Origin of the sequence: Caballeronia sp. Sq4a (assembly GCF_023170545.1) — a bacterium.
In the GTDB taxonomy this organism is placed as follows: Bacteria; Pseudomonadota; Gammaproteobacteria; order Burkholderiales; family Burkholderiaceae; genus Caballeronia.
The window spans coordinates 960539-978400 of record NZ_CP084250.1; the positions used below are offsets into that span (position 1 = coordinate 960539).

Genomic DNA, 17862 nt, shown 5'->3' on the forward strand with positions numbered 1-17862 from the left:
CTTTGCCTTTCGCGGCTTTCAGAGCGCATCCCGACCGCCTTTCATGCTCGAACTCTTCTACTCGAATCGCCACGAAACGCTTGCTGCCGCGCTCTTCGAAGACCTCGACGCCTTCGCCATGCGCGAGAGCGATCCCTTCGCGAGCGAGGCCGTGATCGTGCCGAGCGCAGCCGTGCGCCGCCGCCTGGAACTCGACATGGCCGAGCGTTTCGGCATCTGCGCGAACGTGCAGTTCTGCTATCTCGCGCAGTGGCTATGGTCGCAAATCGGGCGCGTGCTGCCGGTGCCCGCGCATTCGCCGTTCGCGCCCGACCGGCTCGCCTGGCGCTGCTATCGCCTGTTCGACGAACCCGCGTTCCGCGAGGCGCCACGGCTGTCGACGTATCTGAACGCCGCCGACGATTCCATGCGCTACGAACTCGCGCGCCGCATCGCGACGGTGTTCGATCACTATCTGACGTATCGCCCCGAATGGCTCACGCACTGGCAGGCGGGCGGCTCGATTCTCGCGGGCGGCGGCGCGCAGATCGACGCGCGCGGGCCGCATCTGTCCGGCGCGAGCGACATCCAGCGCCAGGACGAACACTGGCAGGCGGCGCTGTGGCGCGCGTTGCTGGAAGACCTCGCAGCGCCGGATCGCGAGCATGACCCGACGCCGCCCGCTTACCGTTTTCTCGCCGAAGCGCCGCGCTTCGATCTCGATACCGCGATGCGCGCCGAGTGGCCGCGGCGCATCAGCGTCTTCGCGCTGCCGACCATGCCGCCGCTGCACATCGCGCTCTTGCGCGAGCTGTCGCGCTGGATCGACGTGCGCATCTACGCGCTCAATCCGTGCCGCGAATTCTGGTTCGACATCGTGAGCGAGGCGCGCGTCGAGCAACTGCAACTGAAGGGCGAGGCGGACTTTCAGGAAGTCGGTCATCCGCTGCTCGCGGAGTGGGGACGGCAGACGCAAGCGCAACTGCATATGCTCAGCGAGCTGACGGAAAGCGCCGCGTCCAGCGAACGCGAACTGTTCGAAGAGAACCCCGCGCCGACGTGGCTCGCGCGCGTGCAAAACGGCATCCTCACGCTCGACGAAGACAACGCCTTGCCGCTGCCGGAAGAGATCGTCAATACGGGCGTCGAAGTTCACGTTTGCCATAGCCTCTCGCGGCAACTGGAAGTGCTGCACGACCGCCTGCTCGACTGGTTCGACTCGATAGAAGGCCTGGAACCGTCCGACGTGCTCGTCGCGTTTCCCGATCTCGCCGTGGCGGGGCCGCTGATCGACGGCATCTTCGGCACCGCGCCCGCCGGGGCCAGCAACGAGCGGCGGCGCATTCCGTATCGCATCACGGGCTTGCCGCCGTCGCAGGCGAACCCCGTCGCGCGCGCGATGCTCGACTGGCTCGCGCTCGCCGAGCGTGGCGTCGGCGCGCCGGAGCTGATCGAGTGGCTGCGCGTCGATGCGATCGCCACGCGCTACGGCATCGACGCCGCATCGCTCGAAACGGCACATGAGTGGCTGGCGCAGGCGGGCGCGCGACGCGGATTGCGGCCCGACGAGGTCACGAGCGAGCATGTGCCCGCCGCGCGCCACACGTTCGCGGACGCGCTCACGCGGCTCTATCTCGGCTATGCGTTGCCCGGCGGCGGCGCGCCGGTCGCGGACTGGCTGCCGGTGGAAGGCCCGCAAGGCTCGGAGGCCGAACTGCTCGGGCGGCTCACGCGCTTCATCGACGACATCGACGCCTTCGCGAAAGAGATCGAAGCGCCGCGCACTGCGCGCGCGTGGGGCCATTTGCTGCTCGATGCGCTCGAGCGTTTCTTCGATGCAGGCGTCGCGTTCAACGACACCATCGGCGACGTGCGCCACGCCATCGACGCGCTGATCGCCGCGATCGACGAAGGCGCGCGCGATACGCCAGTGCCGGCCGCCGTGATCCGCACCGCGCTCACCGATACGCTCGACGATCCCGCGCGCGGCGGCGTGCCGTGGGGCGGCGTCACGTTCTCGTCACTCACGAGCTTGCGCGGCTTGCCGTATCGCGTCGTGTGCCTGCTCGGCATGGACGACGGCATGCTGCCGAGCCTCGCGCGCGCCGACGAGTTCGATCTGATGGCGCGCTTCGGCAAGCTCGGCGACCGCCAGCGGCGCGACGACGAGCGCAATCTCTTCCTCGACCTGATGCTAGCCGCGCGCGACCGGCTGATGATCGCGTACACGGGGCGCAGCATTCGCGACAACGCCGTGCTGCCGCCTGCCGCGCTCATCGACGAACTGCTCGATTATCTGGCGCAGGCGGTCGCGGGCAAGCATGCGGCGCCGGAAGCGCTGCGCGAGGCGCGGGCCTTGTTCGTCCACGAGCATCCGCTTCAGCCGTTCGCGCCCGAGTACTTCGAGCCCGGCGGCCGCCTTTTCACGTACGAGCCTGAGCGGGCGGAACTGGCGCGCGCGCTCGCGGCAGGGCGCACGCAGGGCAGCCCGCCGTTCTTCGATGCGCCGCTGCCGCAGGAAGAGGACGAAGACATCGTCGCCTTCGACGACTTCGTGCGTTTCTGGCGGCACCCGGCGCGGGCGCTGCTGCGCGATCGCTTGGGTATTGCGCTCGTCGATGCCGATGCGGAGCTCGACATCACCGAGCCGTTCGAACTGGGCTTCGCGGGCCGCGATGCGCTCGCGGCCCGCGTGCTCCCGTCGCTGCTCGATGCCACGGACGATGCCGCCGCGCGCGCCCGCGAACGCGCCCGCCACGTCGCGCGCACGAGCCCGGAAATGCCGGGCGGCGCGACGGGCGCGGTCTGGCAGGCGCGCGAGATGCACGCGCTCGCGCATCTGGCGGACCGCATCCGCGTGTCGGTGGCGGAAGGCGTGACGCGGCTGCCGTTCGTGCTCGACATCGCGCCGCGCTGGCCGGACACCGCCGGCGTGCCACTCTTCGCGAAGTACGACGACGCGCTCATCGACGAGCGGCCGTTCACGCTCGCCGGCACGCTGAATCGACTGACGCCGCAAGGGCAGGTGATCTACCGCTACGATCAGCCGCGCGCCCGCGATTACCTGTCGGCGTGGCTCGCGCATCTGGCCTATTGCGCGGCGCTGCCGGACGGTCCGCGCCGCACCATCTGGCACGGGCGCGGCGCGCAGTCGGCGGATTTCGAACTCGCGCCCGTCGCCGATCCGCTCGCGCATCTCGGCACGCTCGCGGCGCTTTATCGCGCGGGACGGCGCATGCCGCTGCGCTTTTTTCCGAAGAGCGCATGGGTCAAGCTGACAGAAGGCGATGCCAAAGCGCATGCCGCGTGGGAGTCGGATCGCACGCGCGCCGAGTCCGACGATCCGGCGTATCGCATCGCGTTTCGCGGCGAATCTCTAGCGCTCGACGAACGCTTTGCCGCGCTCGCGCGCATCGTCTTCGAACCGCTTCGAGAGCATCTGCGGAGCGGCGCATGACCACCATGACTGACGTTGTGAATCACGAACCCGTGCAGGAACTCGACGTCTTCGCCTGTGGGCTCGATGGCGTCAACCAGATCGAGGCGTCCGCCGGAACGGGCAAGACCTGGAACATCTGCGCGCTGTACGTGCGCCTGCTGCTGGAAAAGCAGTTGAGCGTCGAGCGCATCCTCGTCGTCACCTTCACGAAGGCCGCGACCGCCGAACTGCACGAGCGCATCCGCACGCGGCTCGCGGGTGTCGCGCATGCCATCGAAAACGGCGACGCGTCGGGCGATCCGTTCATCGAGCGGCTTTTCGAAACCACGCTCGAACAGATGGACCCGGAGGAGGCGCTGCAACGCATCCGTATCGCGCTGCACAGCTTCGATCAGGCCGCCATCCACACGATCCACGCGTTTTGCCAGCGCGCGCTACAGGAAGCGCCGTTCGCCGCCGCGATGCCGTTCGCGTTCGACATGGAAGCCGACGACAGCACGCTGCGCTTCGAACTCGCGGCCGATTTCTGGCGCGAGCGCGTCGAGCCTGCGGCGGCGCGCGTGCCTTCGTTCGCGTCGTGGCTGGTCGCGAAAGGCGCGGGGCCTGCATCGCTCGATGCACAGCTCGCGCGACGCCTGAAGAAACCGCTCGCGACACTGCGCTGGGGCAATTTCGCCGATGGTCAAGCCGCAGAAGCCGCCGACGCAAAGGCGCTCTTCGATCAAGCCTGCGCGCTGTGGCACGCCGAGCGCGATGCAATTGCGAAGCTGCTCTTCGACGCCGAGGCCATGCTGAAGCAGACCTCGCACAAACGGTCGATGATCGAAGCGGCCATCGACGCGTGGGCCGAGTATTTCGCCGATGCCGACTGTCACGCGCCGCCGCCGAAAGACGCGCTGAAGATCACCGCGTCGGCGCTGGCGAAGGGCACGAAGGTCAAGCACACGCCGCCCGCGCATCCGTTCTTCGAGCACGCGGAGACGCTCGCTGCGGCGGCCGCTGCTGCGGAAGCGTCGCAGCGCGCGCTGTGGCTCGATCTCGTGCGCGAGTGGCTCGACTACGCGCCGGCCGAGTTGTCGGCGAGAAAGCGCGCGCGCCGCGTCGTCTCGTTCGACGACTTGCTCTCGAATCTGCATCACGCGCTCGTCAAACATGCGTGGCTTGCAGAGGCTCTGCGCGAGCGTTATCCGGCGGCGCTCATCGACGAGTTTCAGGACACGGACCCGCTGCAATACGCCATCTTCAATCGCGTGTTCGCGCCGCACGGGCCGCTCTTTCTCGTCGGCGATCCGAAGCAGGCCATCTACAGCTTTCGCGCCGCGGATCTCCACACATATCTCGCGGCGCGCGAGGGTGCGAGCGCGCGCTACACGCTCGCGGTGAACCAGCGGTCGACGGCGCGCATCATCGAGGCGTGCAACCGCGTGTTCGGCGCGAATCCGTCGGCGTTCATCCTCGAAGGACTCGACTATCAGCCGGTGCGCGCGGGCACGCGCCTGCGCGGCCCGTTCGTCGATGCGACGCCCGCCGCCGCGTATTCCGATTTCGCTGATTTTTGCGTGTGGATGCTGCCGCACGGCGAGTCGGCGCTCTCGAAGGGGAACGCGCAGCGCGATGCGGCCGAAGCGTGCGCCGCCGAAATCGCGCGGCTCTTGCGCGGCGCGCAACGCGGCGAAGTGAGCATAGGCGACGAGCCGCTTCGCGCGGGAGATATCGCGGTGCTCGTGCAGACGCACCGGCAGGGCAGCATGGTCAAGCGCGTGCTGGCGGCGTGGGGCGTCGGTAGCGTGGAACTCGCGCAGGCGTCGGTGTTCGGCTCGCTCGACGCCGAGCAGATCGAGCGCGTGCTCGCCGCCATCGACACGCCGGGCGACTTGCGGCGGCTGCGCGCCGCGCTCGCGACCGACTGGTTCGGGCTCGATGCCGGCGCGCTTTGGCGTCTCGAACACGCGGTTTCGGCGGCAGATTCGAACGACGGCCCGAACGACTCGACGAGTTGGGTCGAGCGTTTCTCGCGCTATCGCACCATTTGGCACGAGCGCGGCTTCGCGGTGATGTGGCGCACGCTGACGCGCGAACTGTCGATCGCCGCGCGCCTCGTCACTCGGCCGGACGGCGAGCGCAGGCTCACGAACATCAACCATCTGGCGGAACTGTTGCAGGCGCGCTCGGCCGAGCAGCCCGGCATCGCGCCGACGCTGCGCTGGCTGGCCGCGCAGCGCGCGCAGCAAGGCGGCGGCGAGGACGCGCAATTGCGGCTGGAATCGGACCGCAACCTCGTGCAGATCGTGACGATCCACAAGTCGAAAGGGCTGGAGTACGCGGTCGTGTTCTGCCCGTTCCTGAACGACGGCGCATCGCGCGACGCGCCGAAGTCCGGCTTGCCGGACGCCAGGGAGTATCACGACGAAGCGGGCGAAGCGGTGCTGCATTACGGCATCGACGAGGACGAATCGAAGGAAGTGAGCGCCGCCATCGCCCGCGAGCAGGCGGCGGAGCGCGCGCGCCTCGTCTACGTGGCGCTGACGCGGGCGGTGTATCGCTGCTATGTCGTCGCGGGCGTGTATATGTCGAATGTCTCGAACAAGTCGACGAAGGAGTCGCGGCGGAGCGTGCTTAACTGGCTCGTCGCGGGCGCGGGGCAGGACTTCGACGCGTTCTGCGAGGAGCCGCCCGACGAAGTGGGAATCGTCGCGGCGTGGCATGCGCTCGAAGCACAGGCGGATGGCGCGATCGGCGTGGCGCCGTTGCCGGTGATCGGCGCGCGCGAGCCGCTCGCCGCCGAGGCCGCGGGACCGCACGAGATGACCGCGCGCACCAATCAGCGCCTGTTGCGCGACCGCTGGCGCATGGCGAGCTTCAGTTCGCTGATCGCGGCGGGCGCGCGCGACGAGGCGTATCAGCCGCAGCCGGTCGACGCGCGGCCCGATCACGACGAACTCGCGGACCTCGACGTGCCGATTCTTCAGCCAGCCGCGCCGCGCGACGAGACCGTGCTCGCCGACGACGACATTCTCGCGTTTCCGCGCGGCGCGGCGGCGGGGGAATGTCTGCATCGCATGTACGAACTGGCGGACTTCACGCAGCCCGCGACGTGGGGCGATGCGATCGACCGCGCGCTGCGCGAGCATCCGACGCCCGCGCCCGAGCCGCTCGCCCGGCGTCTTCGGCCGATGATGCAGCGCCTGCTCGCCGATACGCTCTCGACCGAGATCGCGCCGGGTCTTCGGCTGTCGCAGATTCCGCCCGCGCGTCGCATGAACGAACTGGAGTTTCTGTTTCCTGCGCCGTCGCTGGACTTCGCGGCGCTGCGGCGGATTCTCGCCGCGCACGGCTATCCCGACGTCGCGCTGGAGGCGGGCGCGTTGCGGGGCTTCATCAAGGGGTTCATCGACATGATCGTGGAGCACGACGGGCGCTACTGGATCATCGACTGGAAGTCGAATTATCTGGGCGAGCGCGCCGCGGACTACAGCGCCGCGCCGCTCGCCGAAGCGATGGCGCATCACGCGTATCACCTTCAGGCGCTTGTCTATGTGGTCGCGCTGCACCGGTATCTGCGCGCGCGGCTCGCTGCGTACGACTATGAGACGCACGTCGGCGGCTATCTGTATTTGTTCGTGCGTGGCGTGCGACCCGACTGGCGCGACGGCGACAGCGGCGCGCCGAGCGGCGTGCATCGCGGACGCCCGCCGCTCGCGCTTGTCGAGGCGCTCGACCGGCTGATGTTTGGAGGCGTGGCATGAGCACGATCCGGCTTTACGCGCCGGCGTCGCGCTTCGCGGATGAAGGCGCTGCGCTCCGGCGGCTGATGTGCGGAGGCGTGGCATGAGCACGATGAACCTGAACGCACCGGCATCGCGCTTCGCGGACAAAGGGGCTGCGCTACGGCGGCTCATGTGCGGAGGCGTGGCATGAGCACGATGAACTTGAACGCGCCGACATCATCGCGCTTCGCGGATGAAGGGGCTGCGCTCCGGCGGCTGATGTGCGGAGGCGCGGCAGAGCACGATACACCTGAACGCGCCGGCATCGCGCTTCGCGGACGAAGGCGCTGCGCTCGAGCGGCTCATGTGCGGAGGCGTGGCGTGGGCACGATGAGCCTGAACGCGCCGGCATCGCGCTTCGCGGACAAAGGCGCCGCGCACGACCGGCTGTTGCCCGGAGGCGTGGCATGAGCACGATCGAGTCGAACGCGCCCGCATCAGGTTTCGCGGACGAAAGCGCGGCACTGGCCGAAGGCTTCGCGCGGCGCATGGGCGAACTGTCGCGGCGTTCCGGTGCCAATGCAAACGCAGCGGCATGGGCCGAACGCGCGGCGCTCGCGATCAGCAGCGCGACGGCGCTCGGGCACGTATGCATGCCGCTCGCGGCGATCGCACGCCGTCACGGCGGACGCGCGCGCGAGGTGCGCGAGGCGTTGCTCGCGAGCGGCGTCGCGAGCCTCGCGCGCACGCAGTCGCCGATGCAGTCGGCGGATTTGCTGCCGCTCGTCATCGACGAGGACGGCCGGCTCTATCTCGCGCGTTACTTCGACTACGAGCGGCGGCTCGCGCTTGCGCTCGTCGAGCGGGCGCGGGCCGCGCGGATGACGGTGTCCGGGCGCGAGCTTGCGGCGCACGCCGAGCGCATTACGCGTTATTTCGGGCCGAGCGCGGGCGATGACATCGACTGGCAGCGCGTCGCGGCGCTCGTGGCGCTGGCGGGACGGCTGACTATCGTGAGCGGCGGTCCGGGCACGGGCAAGACGACGACGGTGGTCGGCGTGCTGGCCTGTCTGCTGGACGCCGATCCGAACCTGCGCATCGCGCTTGCCGCGCCGACCGGTAAGGCCGCTCAGCGCATGCAGGAGGCGCTGATCGAGCGCGCGGACAAGCTCCCGCCCGAACTCGCGCAACGCTTGCCGCGCACGTCGTTCACGCTGCAGCGACTGCTGGGCGTTCTGCCGGACGGCGGCTTCCGGCATCATCGGGACAATCCGCTGCCGTACGACGTGATCGTCGTCGATGAAGCGTCGATGATCGATGTCGCGCTCGCGGCGCATCTGCTCGAAGCGGTCGCGCCGACGAGCCGGCTCGTGATGCTCGGCGACAAGGACCAGCTTTCCGCGGTTGAAGCGGGCGCGGTGTTCGCGGAACTGAGCGCGCAGCCGTCGTTCAGTCAGGGCGGCGCGCGGCGCATTGCCGAGGGGCTCGGCGTGGACTACGCGCGCTTGTCGGCGGCGTTGCCGTCGGGTTCGCCGTCGGTTGCTTCGTCTGATGACGATTCGGATGACGAAGCGATCGCAGCGGAACAAAGCGCAGACGAGGGCGATCTGTTCTCGCCGCGAGACGCGCGACGCGATGAGCAAACTCGGGTTGCGCCGGCCGCCAGCGCTGCGGCGTTGCGCGTGGGCTCGGCGTCGCGCACGCAAGCCGTTTTCGATGACGAAGGCTACGCCGACCTTTTCGCGACCATCGATACGGAGAGGTATCCGGACGACGAACCTGGCGACGGGGCGCGGCGGAACGTCGACGACGAGGGAAGTCAGCGGAAGGCACCGGACAAGCCCAATGCGCGGGACGACAACGCCGAGCGCGAACGGCGGGACGAGCTTATCGCGCAACGCGAGGGCGATGAGTCTGATAAGCGCGACCGTCGAGTTGAGCGTAACGGGCGCGACGAGGGGAACCAGCGCGTCGAGCAAACCGACGACAGCGAGCGGGACCGACGCAGTGAGCGGGATCGGCACCACGAGCACCACGGCCACAACGAGCATGACGGCCAAAGGGAACGCGACGATCCCAAGCAGCACGTCAATCTGAACGAACCCAGCGAAAACGACAGGCGCACCGAGGCCGACGATCGGAGCCACACCGACGCTCCGCTCACCGATTGCGTCGTCTGGCTCGCGCGCAACTACCGCTTCGGGCTGGATTCGGCGATCGGCCGCTTGTCGATCGCCATCCGCGACGGCGATGCGCAGGCTGCCCTCGCTGCGCTCGATATCCGGCAATCGCCCGCGACAGCCGAAGACGCAGCCGCCGTGCTCTTCGACGACGCGCACGCCACGCTTTCCGAGCGCACGCTCGCGCATCTGGCGACAGCATTCGCGCCGTACGCCGACGCGCTCTCGTCCGTACTCGAGGCGCGGCGCTCCACTTCAGTGGGCGCGCAGGCCGACGAAGCCCGCCTCTTCGACGCGCTGAACCGCTTTCGCGTGCTATGCGCGACGCGCAAAGGCCCGCGCGGCGTCGATGAAGTCAACGCGCGCATCGCGGCGAAAGTGCGGGAGCAGGCCGGCATTGCGCTTGCGCTCGGCGCACAATGGTTCGCCGGGCGGCCGGTGATCGTCACGCGCAACGACTACGCGCTCGGGCTGTTCAACGGCGATATCGGCATCGCGCTGCCGGGCGCGGACGGCGCGTTGCGCGTGGCATTCCGCATGGCCGACGGCTCGGTGCGCTACGTCTCGCCCGCCGCGCTGCCGCCGCACGATACGGCCTTCGCGCTCACGGTCCACAAGTCGCAGGGATCGGAGTTCGACGAGGCGGCGCTCGTCTTGCCGGGAAGCTTCGTGCGCGTGCTGTCGCGCGAACTGGTGTACACGGCCATCACGCGGGCGAAGCGCCGGATCGAGGTGATCGGCTCGGCGGAGATCTTCGCGCAGGCGGTGAATGCGCCGACGCGCCGCGATTCCGGCCTCGCCGCGAGAATGATGCGGTTGATGAGCGGGAGCGCCGGGACCTGAGGCGCGTGCCTATTCGAAGGAGTCACTCTCATGACCGATAGCTTCGCGATCGCGCCGGGCGAGATCGAGTTGACGGCCGTGCGCGCGCAGGGCGCGGGCGGGCAGAACGTCAACAAGGTGTCGAGCGCCATTCACCTGCGCTTCGACATTCGCGCGTCGTCGCTGCCAGAGCACATCAAGGCGCGTCTGCTCGCGCTCGCCGATAGCCGAGTGACGCGCGACGGCGTCATCGTCATCAAGGCGCAGGAGCATCGCACGCAGGACATGAATCGCGCCGCGGCGCTCGCGCGGCTGGACGAACTCATTCGCAGCGTGAGCGTCACGCGTCGCAAACGCATCGCGACGAAGCCCACGCGTGCGTCGCAGGTGCGCCGTGTCGAAGGGAAAGTGAAACGCGGCGCAGTGAAAGCGGGGCGCGGACGGGTGAGGGACGAGTAGGGCGGCGGTGCCGATCCTTGCGCGTGGGAAGGCATGCGCTAAGTGACGTCCGTCGCTAGAGTCGTTCGCGCGAGCATTGCGAGCAGGACGTGCTCGAGACTTGTAATGCGCCGGCAAAGCGGAGCGCGGATGCCAAGCCGGCATCCGCTTGCCCGCGACCATGTCTGCGCATTTCTCCGAGTTCACGAGCGACACTTGTGTTCATCGGGAATGGCGGCGGCTGCGCTGCGCCGCGAAAGTGGAGCGCAAAACTCGACCGGCTCGTTCGAACGAGCACAAGGACTACCGCGCCAGCGCCTGTCGCGCGCTGGACGACATCCGCTTAGCAACGGGCGTCGCGGGAGCGGAGCGCATACCGCGCGACTCATTCGAACACGCAGAAAGATGAGCGGGTAAGCGCCTGTCGCGCGCTGGACGGCATCCGCTCAACAATGGGCGTCGCGAAAGCCGAGCGCAAACCGCGCGACTCATGTGAATGGGTAGGAAGATGAGCAGGCAAGCGCCTGTCGCGCCCAAGACGCCAGCCGCTCAGCGACGAGCGCCGCGCAAGCCGAGCGTGGATGCCGAGCCGCCATCCGCTCGACAATCCGGTGACCAGCGCCGTGCCCCCGCATCCTTCACCACGAGCGACACGCGCTTATCGAGAGAAGAGCGGCCCGCACTGCGCCGCCGAAGCGAAGCGCGATCCCGGGCAACGTAGCACAACGAGTCCAAAAACTACCGCGCCAGCGACTTCCTCCCGCCAAACGGCATCCGCTTGACCAAGCCCGTCGCCAGCGCCGTGCCCGCGAGCACGACCGCGCATCCTTCCATCATCACGAGCGACACGTGCTCGTCGAGGAAAAGCGCGCCCCACAAGATGCCAAAAAGCGGAATGACGAACGTGACCGTCATCGCGCGCGCCGGGCCGGCCGACGCCACCAGCCCGAAGTAGAGGAAATACGCGATGCCCGTGCAGCACACGCCGAGCGCGATCACCGCCTCCCACGCATGCGCGGAGATCGGGCTCGCGGGCCACGTCATCGCGGCGAGCGGGGAAAGCGCGATGGTCGCGCCGATCATGCTGCCGGCCGCGTTCGTGGTCGCGTCGACATCCATCAGGTACTTTTTCGCGAAGTTGCCCGCCACGCCGTAGAGCGCGGACGCCGCCAGCGCCGCCGCGGCCGCCAGCAGCCCGCGCACCGGCAGCGCCGACGCGCCCGCGTCGTGCGCGCCCGGCGTCGCGATCTGATTCCACACGAGCAGCAGCACGCCCGCGAAGCCGATCGCCATGCCGATGGTGCGCATCGTCGTCAGCCGGTCCTTCAGCCACACGTAGGCGACGAGGGCGCCCCAGAGCGGCGTCGTCGCGTTGATGACGGAGGTCGCGCCCGCCGACAGCGTGAGTTCCGCGAACGCGAAGAAACAGAAGGGCGCGGCCGAATTGAGAATGCCGACGACGAAAAGCGGCACGGCGCGCTTGCGCATCGTCGCAAGCGTGTCGGCCCACGGGCGTCGCGCGAGCAGCATCGCGATGAGAAACAGCGCGCCGATGCCCACGCGCACGGCCATCAGCGGCGCGACGCCGAACTCCACGACACCCACGCGGATGAACAGAAACGACGCGCCCCACAAGGCGGCCAGGACGACTAATTGACACAAATTGACGATGGACATGACGTTGCGGACTGCTTGCCTGCTGATAAAAGTCCGCGCATGTTACACCGCGCCGCGCGCCGCGCAGCGTTTGCCCAAAGAGACCGCAAGAAGCAGGAACAAAGCAGGAACAAAGCAGGAACGCGCCCCGTCGCCGAACGGGGCGCGGGGGCGTGGTTAGTGCGGGGGAATCATCCACGTGAGCACGTTCTGTTGCAGCCAGACGAGCACGCCGAGAATGATGGTGAGCAGAATGGAATGCTTGAAGGTCCGCGCGAACACGAGGCCCTCCTTGCCCTTCAGGTCGGTGGTCGCCACGCCCGTCGAGATGTTCTGCGGCGAGATCATCTTGCCCATCACGCCGCCGGACGAGTTCGTTCCTGCCATCAGCACCGGATTCAGATTGAGCTGGTGCGCGGCCACCACTTGCAGGTTGCCGAAAAGCGCATTGCCCGAGGTATCGCTGCCGGAGAGAAAGACCGCGACCCAGCCGAGGAACGCCGACACGAGCGGAAACAGCGGCCCGACCGACGCCACGCCGAGACCCAGCGTGTAGTTCATGCCCGAGTAGTTCATCAGATACGCGAGGCCGACGATGGTCGCCACCGTCAGGATGGCGATGCGCGTCTGCACCCAAGTATCGACGATCGCCGCGCCGAATTCACGCGCCGGCAGCTTGACGAGCGCCGCCGTGATGATCGCCGCGACCAGAATGGCCGTGCCGGTCGCGAGCGGTTGGAAGTCCCAGATAGCGCCGTAGGGCTGGTTGTAGAGCGTGATGTAGACGGCCTTGTCGAGCCCCGGCCACGATACCTTCACGTCGCCGATCAGGAAGATCTTCGCGACCGTCCACACGATCACGACGATCGACACCACGATCCACGGCAGCCAGCCTTGCCCGCCCGAGAGCGCGGCGCGCGTGCCGCCCGCGCGATCGACGTTGACCGCGAAGCGTTCGTCGGGCGCGGGTTTCCAGACGCGCAGGAACGCGATCGTCAGAATCAGCGAGATGAGCGACGACAGCACGTCCGTGAGCGCATAGCTGATGTAGTTGGACGTAACGAACTGCGTCAGCGCGAACGCGCCGCCGGAGACGAGCAGCACCGGCCACACGCGCATCATGTTGCGAAAACCGGCATACACCGCGATCACATAGAAGGGCAGGAAGAACGCGAAAAGCGGCAACTGGCGGCCGACCATTTTCGCGAGCGCGTCCGTCGGCAGGTGCGTGACCGCGCCGAGCACGGTGATCGGCACGCCGAGCGCGCCGAAGGCCACCGGCGCCGTGTTGAAAATGAGCGTGAAGGTGAGCGCTTCGAGCGTCGGAAAGCCGAGCAGGATCAAAAGCGAACTCGTGATCGCGATCGGCGTGCCGAAACCGGAGATGCCTTCCAGCAGCGCGCCGAACGAGAAGCCGATGACCACCAGCACGATGCGCCTGTCGTTCGGCAGGTTATCGACCATCCAGAGCCGAAACGCTTCGAAGCGTCCGGAGCGTTGCGCGACGTTGTAGAGCAGGATCGCCGCGAACACGATCCACATGACGGGCCAGAGCGCGAAGACGGCGCCCGCCGCGACCGAATTCAGCGCGAGGCCGACCGGGAACTTCCAGCCCGCGACGGCGATGATGAGCGCGGCGATCAATCCCGCGAGCGATGCCTGCCACGCCGGGCGGCGCGCCCAGCCGAGCAGCACGAGCACGATGATGATCGGCAGCGCCGCCACGATGAACGACAGCGCCAGTGAATCGGCAATGGGTGTGAGTAGCTGATGGAACATCGAGTCTCCTTTTTTCTCTTGTTGGCGAAGCGGCGGCCGCAGCCGCCATGCGCGCGGAGTTCGATGTTTCAGTCGCGCACGCCGGCGACGTGCGCCGTCTTAAGCGCCGGCGTAACACGCCCACTAAGAATAGGTGACCGATGAACCGCGTCAAGCGGTGAAAGCCCGCGTACGCGCCGTGGTTCGCCGGATTCGATCAGACCTGGCTCATCCCTCCACGGCTGCGGCGGCGGCCGTGGCGGCTGCGCCAGCGCCGCTGTCGCGGTTGGCGGGCGGCGTTTGACGGAACACCCAGACGGTCAGGAGCGCAATCGACGCGAGCATCCAGAGCATAAAAAACACGAAGGCCATCATGTCCTGCTCCCCGAGAACGTGAAGTGGGCGGCGGCCGTTTGCCGTCGCATCGCGGTAAATAGGGACGGTGAATAGCCAGAACCGTGCCCGTGGTCCGTCCAATTCCGCCAAAGCCTTGTCAGAAAAGGAAAGTGGCAGAACGCACGAAGCCGACGACGCGGCACGCCGAGCGCCCGTCGGCAAAAAACGTTTCAGGATCGTTACGGCGCGCCGATTAGCGGGCTGCAAAGCGCCAGATTTTGTAACGCGGACGAACAGGCGCCGCGTGAATCAGTGGCCGCGTCCGCCGCCGTGACCGCCGCCTCCGTGCCAGCCGCCATATCCACCGGACCCGCCTTGCCACGTCCCGCCGCCGTGCCATCCGCCGCCGCCGTGCCATCCGCCGCCGCCGTGCCATCCGCCGTGGTGCCAGCCGTATCCGTGGCCCCAGCAGCATCCGCCGCCCCAGTAGCCGAAGCCGACCGAGATCGCCGGATAGCCGTAGCCGTAATACGCCGGATACGGGTACGGGTAATACGGATAGCCGTAGGCCGGATAGCCGCCGTAGTAGCCGGCATAGGGGTAGACGGCCGAGTAGGGCACCTGTTCGGTCGAGTAGACGATGCCGGTCCCCGGCACCGCCGACGCGCCCGACGCTGCGTCGGCCGGCAGCGCGAATTCGCGCTGCGCATAGATGGCGCTGACCGTGGGGTAACCCGCGCCCGGGTAGTCGGGATACGGGTAGTAACACCCGCTGACCAGAAGTCCCGCGGCAAGCGCGGCCATGCCGCTCTTTGCGAGGACGATGCGTGCGGACATCATGACGCTGCTCCTTGAATTGCCTGCGGGACTCTTCGGGTTCAGTGGTCTCGATAAAACCGATGCGGTCCGTTAAAGAGGAGCTTAGTCGATCGATGCATGGCGCGTTGCATCCGCCCGGTGAGGAACGATGGCTGGTATCGCTTCCTGTAACAGACTTGAAACACGTGCGGCGCCGACGGTGGCGCGCCGCACGCCGATGCGCGACGGCCTTACTTGCCGACCTGATTGCCGATGACCCCGCCGACGGCCGCGCCGCCCAGCGTCGAAAGCGCGCTGCCGCCGATCACGGCCCCGCCCGCTGCGCCGACGCCCGCGCCGATGGCGGTGTCGCGCTGACGCGTGGTCATGTTGTCGCAGCCGGTCAGTCCGGCGAAAGAAGCGGTGAGCAGTGCTGCGGCGCCGATTTGTTTGATGTTTTTCATGTCGACTCTCCAGTGATGATGGAACGAATCGGCTGCGGCGCGACTTCCCCGGACGAGACGACGGTCCGGCGCGCATGCCGCGTTTTTTCGCCGGTTCGTTCGATACGGAGCAGGAAAGATGCCCGAATCGTCTGAATGAGCGCCCAGCCTTGATGAGCAAGGCTTTGGGCGGGAACGCAGCAAGCAAAACGGCCTGTCGCGCTCGCCGCGCGACAGGCCGTTTCCGGTCAGGCTTTCAGTCCGTCAGAGACGGCGCATCATGTCGGCTGATAGATTTCCGCGCCCTTCTTCACGAACTCGATCGCCTTCGTCTGCATGCCGTGCGTGAGCGCGTCGGTTTCGCTCACGCCCTGCTTCGCGGCGAAGTCGCGCACATCCTGCGTGATCTTCATCGAGCAGAAGTGCGGGCCGCACATCGAGCAGAAGTGCGCGACCTTCGCGGAGTCCTTCGGCAGCGTTTCGTCGTGGAATTCGCGCGCCTTGTCCGGGTCGAGGCCGAGATTGAACTGGTCTTCCCAGCGGAATTCGAAGCGCGCCTTCGAGAGCGCGTTGTCCCGCACCTGCGCGCCGGGATGGCCCTTCGCCAGATCCGCCGCGTGCGCCGCGAGCTTGTACGTGATGATGCCTTCCTTCACGTCGTCCTTGTTCGGCAAGCCGAGGTGCTCCTTCGGCGTGACGTAGCAGAGCATCGCGGTGCCGAACCAGCCGATCATCGCGGCGCCGATGCCCGAGGTGATGTGGTCGTAGCCCGGCGCGATGTCCGTGGTGAGCGGCCCGAGCGTGTAGAAGGGCGCCTCGTCGCACCACTGCAACTGCAGGTCCATGTTCTCCTTGATGAGCTGCATCGGTACGTGGCCGGGGCCTTCGATCATCACCTGCACGTCGTGCTTCCACGCGACCTGCGTGAGTTCGCCGAGCGTCTTCAGCTCGCCGAGCTGCGCTTCGTCATTCGCGTCGTAGATCGAGCCGGGGCGCAGGCCGTCGCCGAGCGAGAAGGAGACATCGTATTGCTTCATGATTTCGCAGATGTCCTCGAAGTGCTCGTAGATGAAGCTCTCCTTGTGATGCGCGAGGCACCACTTCGCCATGATCGAGCCGCCGCGCGACACGATGCCGGTCATGCGGTTCGCCGTCAGCGGCACGTATTGCAGCCGCACGCCCGCGTGGATCGTGAAGTAGTCGACGCCTTGCTCCGCCTGCTCGATGAGCGTGTCGCGGAAGATTTCCCACGTAAGGTCTTCGGCTTTGCCGTTGACCTTTTCGAGCGCCTGATAGATGGGCACCGTGCCGATCGGCACCGGCGAATTGCGGATGATCCACTCGCGCGTCTCGTGAATGTGCTTGCCGGTGGACAGATCCATCACCGTGTCGCCGCCCCAGCGGATCGCCCAGGTCATCTTGTCGACTTCCTCGCCGATGGACGACGTGACCGCCGAATTGCCGATGTTCGCGTTGATCTTCACGAGGAAGTTGCGGCCGATGATCATCGGCTCGCTTTCCGGGTGATTGATGTTCGCGGGAATGATCGCGCGGCCGCGCGCCACTTCCTCGCGCACGAACTCGGGCGTGATTTCCTTCAGCGCGTCCTTGCCGAACGCCGCCGCGCCGAACGCCTGTCCGGGATGCTGGCGGCCCATCATCTGCGCGAGCTTTTCGCCGTTCGGGCCGCTCTTGCGCAGGCTTTCGAGATATTCGGCGCGACGCTGATTCTCGCGGATGGCGATGTATTCCATCTCCGGCGTGATGATGCCCGCGCGCGCGTAGTGCATCTGCGTGACGTTCTTGCCGGCGAGGGCGCGGCGCGGCTTGCGGTGCAGGCCGGGAAAGCGCAGTTCGGCCGTTTTCGGATCGGCGGCGCGCTCGCGGCCGAATTCGCTCGACAGGCCCGCCAGTTCTTCCGTGTCGCCGCGCTTTTCGATCCAGCCGGCGCGCAGCGCGGGCAGTCCCGAGCGGATGTCTATCTTCGCGTCCGGATCGGTGTACGGACCGGAGGTGTCGTACACGTACACCGGCGGATTCTTCTCGCCGCCGAAGCCGTCCGGCGTGTCGGACTGCGTGATCTCGCGCATCGGCACGCGAATGTCCGGCGTCGAGCCGGTCACGTAGACCTTGCGCGAGTTCGGCAGCGGGGCGATGGCGGCGGCGTCGACGACGGCGTTTTCCGACAGAAACTTGGGATTGGCATTCATGTGCTGTCTCTCCTGTGGGACGTGTTGACATGCGAGCGTTGCAGCGCTCGGCTGACTCAGGAGCTAAACAGGGAGGAACGAGACGGAAAGGTACGG

Annotated in this window: 10 protein-coding genes; 4 read left to right on the plus strand and 6 right to left on the minus strand. The window is 67.4% G+C overall.

The features are described from left to right. Window positions 1–43 precede the first annotated feature (43 nt). The 4 genes from recC (at window position 44) to arfB (ending at window position 10586) form a co-directional block, all read left to right on the plus strand. A complete protein-coding gene (gene recC / locus LDZ24_RS04440; protein ID WP_248321797.1) occupies window positions 44–3436 on the plus strand; it encodes an exodeoxyribonuclease V subunit gamma in 3393 nt (1130 codons plus the stop codon). A gap of 5 nt (window positions 3437–3441) precedes the next feature. Continuing rightward, window positions 3442–7164, plus strand: coding sequence for an exodeoxyribonuclease V subunit beta (recB, locus tag LDZ24_RS04445; protein ID WP_248322272.1), 3723 nt, complete (start codon window positions 3442–3444; stop codon window positions 7162–7164). A gap of 428 nt (window positions 7165–7592) precedes the next feature. After that, the gene (locus tag LDZ24_RS04450; RefSeq protein WP_248321798.1) at window positions 7593–10148 is read left to right on the plus strand and encodes an AAA family ATPase; all 2556 of its coding nucleotides are present in this window, start codon (window positions 7593–7595) and stop codon (window positions 10146–10148) included. A 30-nt stretch (window positions 10149–10178) separates the two neighbouring features. Further along, window positions 10179–10586, plus strand: a complete 408-nt coding sequence (arfB, locus tag LDZ24_RS04455; RefSeq protein ID WP_175939945.1) for an alternative ribosome rescue aminoacyl-tRNA hydrolase ArfB — start codon at window positions 10179–10181, stop codon at window positions 10584–10586. Window positions 10587–11303: 717 nt separating this feature from the next. Here arfB and LDZ24_RS04460 read toward each other — a convergent pair. From LDZ24_RS04460 to thiC, 6 genes are all read right to left on the minus strand, one after another. Then, window positions 11304–12242, minus strand: a complete 939-nt coding sequence (locus LDZ24_RS04460) for a DMT family transporter (RefSeq protein ID WP_248321800.1) — start codon at window positions 12240–12242, stop codon at window positions 11304–11306. Window positions 12243–12398: 156 nt separating this feature from the next. Then, window positions 12399–14000, minus strand: a complete 1602-nt coding sequence (locus LDZ24_RS04465; protein ID WP_248321801.1) for an L-lactate permease — start codon at window positions 13998–14000, stop codon at window positions 12399–12401. 207 nt (window positions 14001–14207) lie between these two features. Continuing rightward, window positions 14208–14354 carry a hypothetical protein gene (locus LDZ24_RS04470; RefSeq protein WP_248321803.1) on the minus strand — a complete coding sequence of 49 codons (147 nt, stop codon included), beginning with the start codon at window positions 14352–14354 and terminating at the stop codon, window positions 14208–14210. 270 nt (window positions 14355–14624) lie between these two features. Then, window positions 14625–15155: a hypothetical protein gene (locus LDZ24_RS04475; protein ID WP_248321805.1), complete on the minus strand. Its 531-nt coding sequence runs from the start codon at window positions 15153–15155 to the stop codon at window positions 14625–14627. 209 nt (window positions 15156–15364) lie between these two features. Continuing rightward, window positions 15365–15577 (minus strand): glycine zipper 2TM domain-containing protein, encoded by a 213-nt coding sequence (locus LDZ24_RS04480; protein ID WP_248321806.1) that lies wholly within the window; start codon window positions 15575–15577, stop codon window positions 15365–15367. Between the two features lie 257 nt (window positions 15578–15834). Next, window positions 15835–17766, minus strand: coding sequence for a phosphomethylpyrimidine synthase ThiC (thiC, locus tag LDZ24_RS04485; protein WP_248321808.1), 1932 nt, complete (start codon window positions 17764–17766; stop codon window positions 15835–15837). Between the last annotated feature and the right edge of the window lie 96 nt (window positions 17767–17862).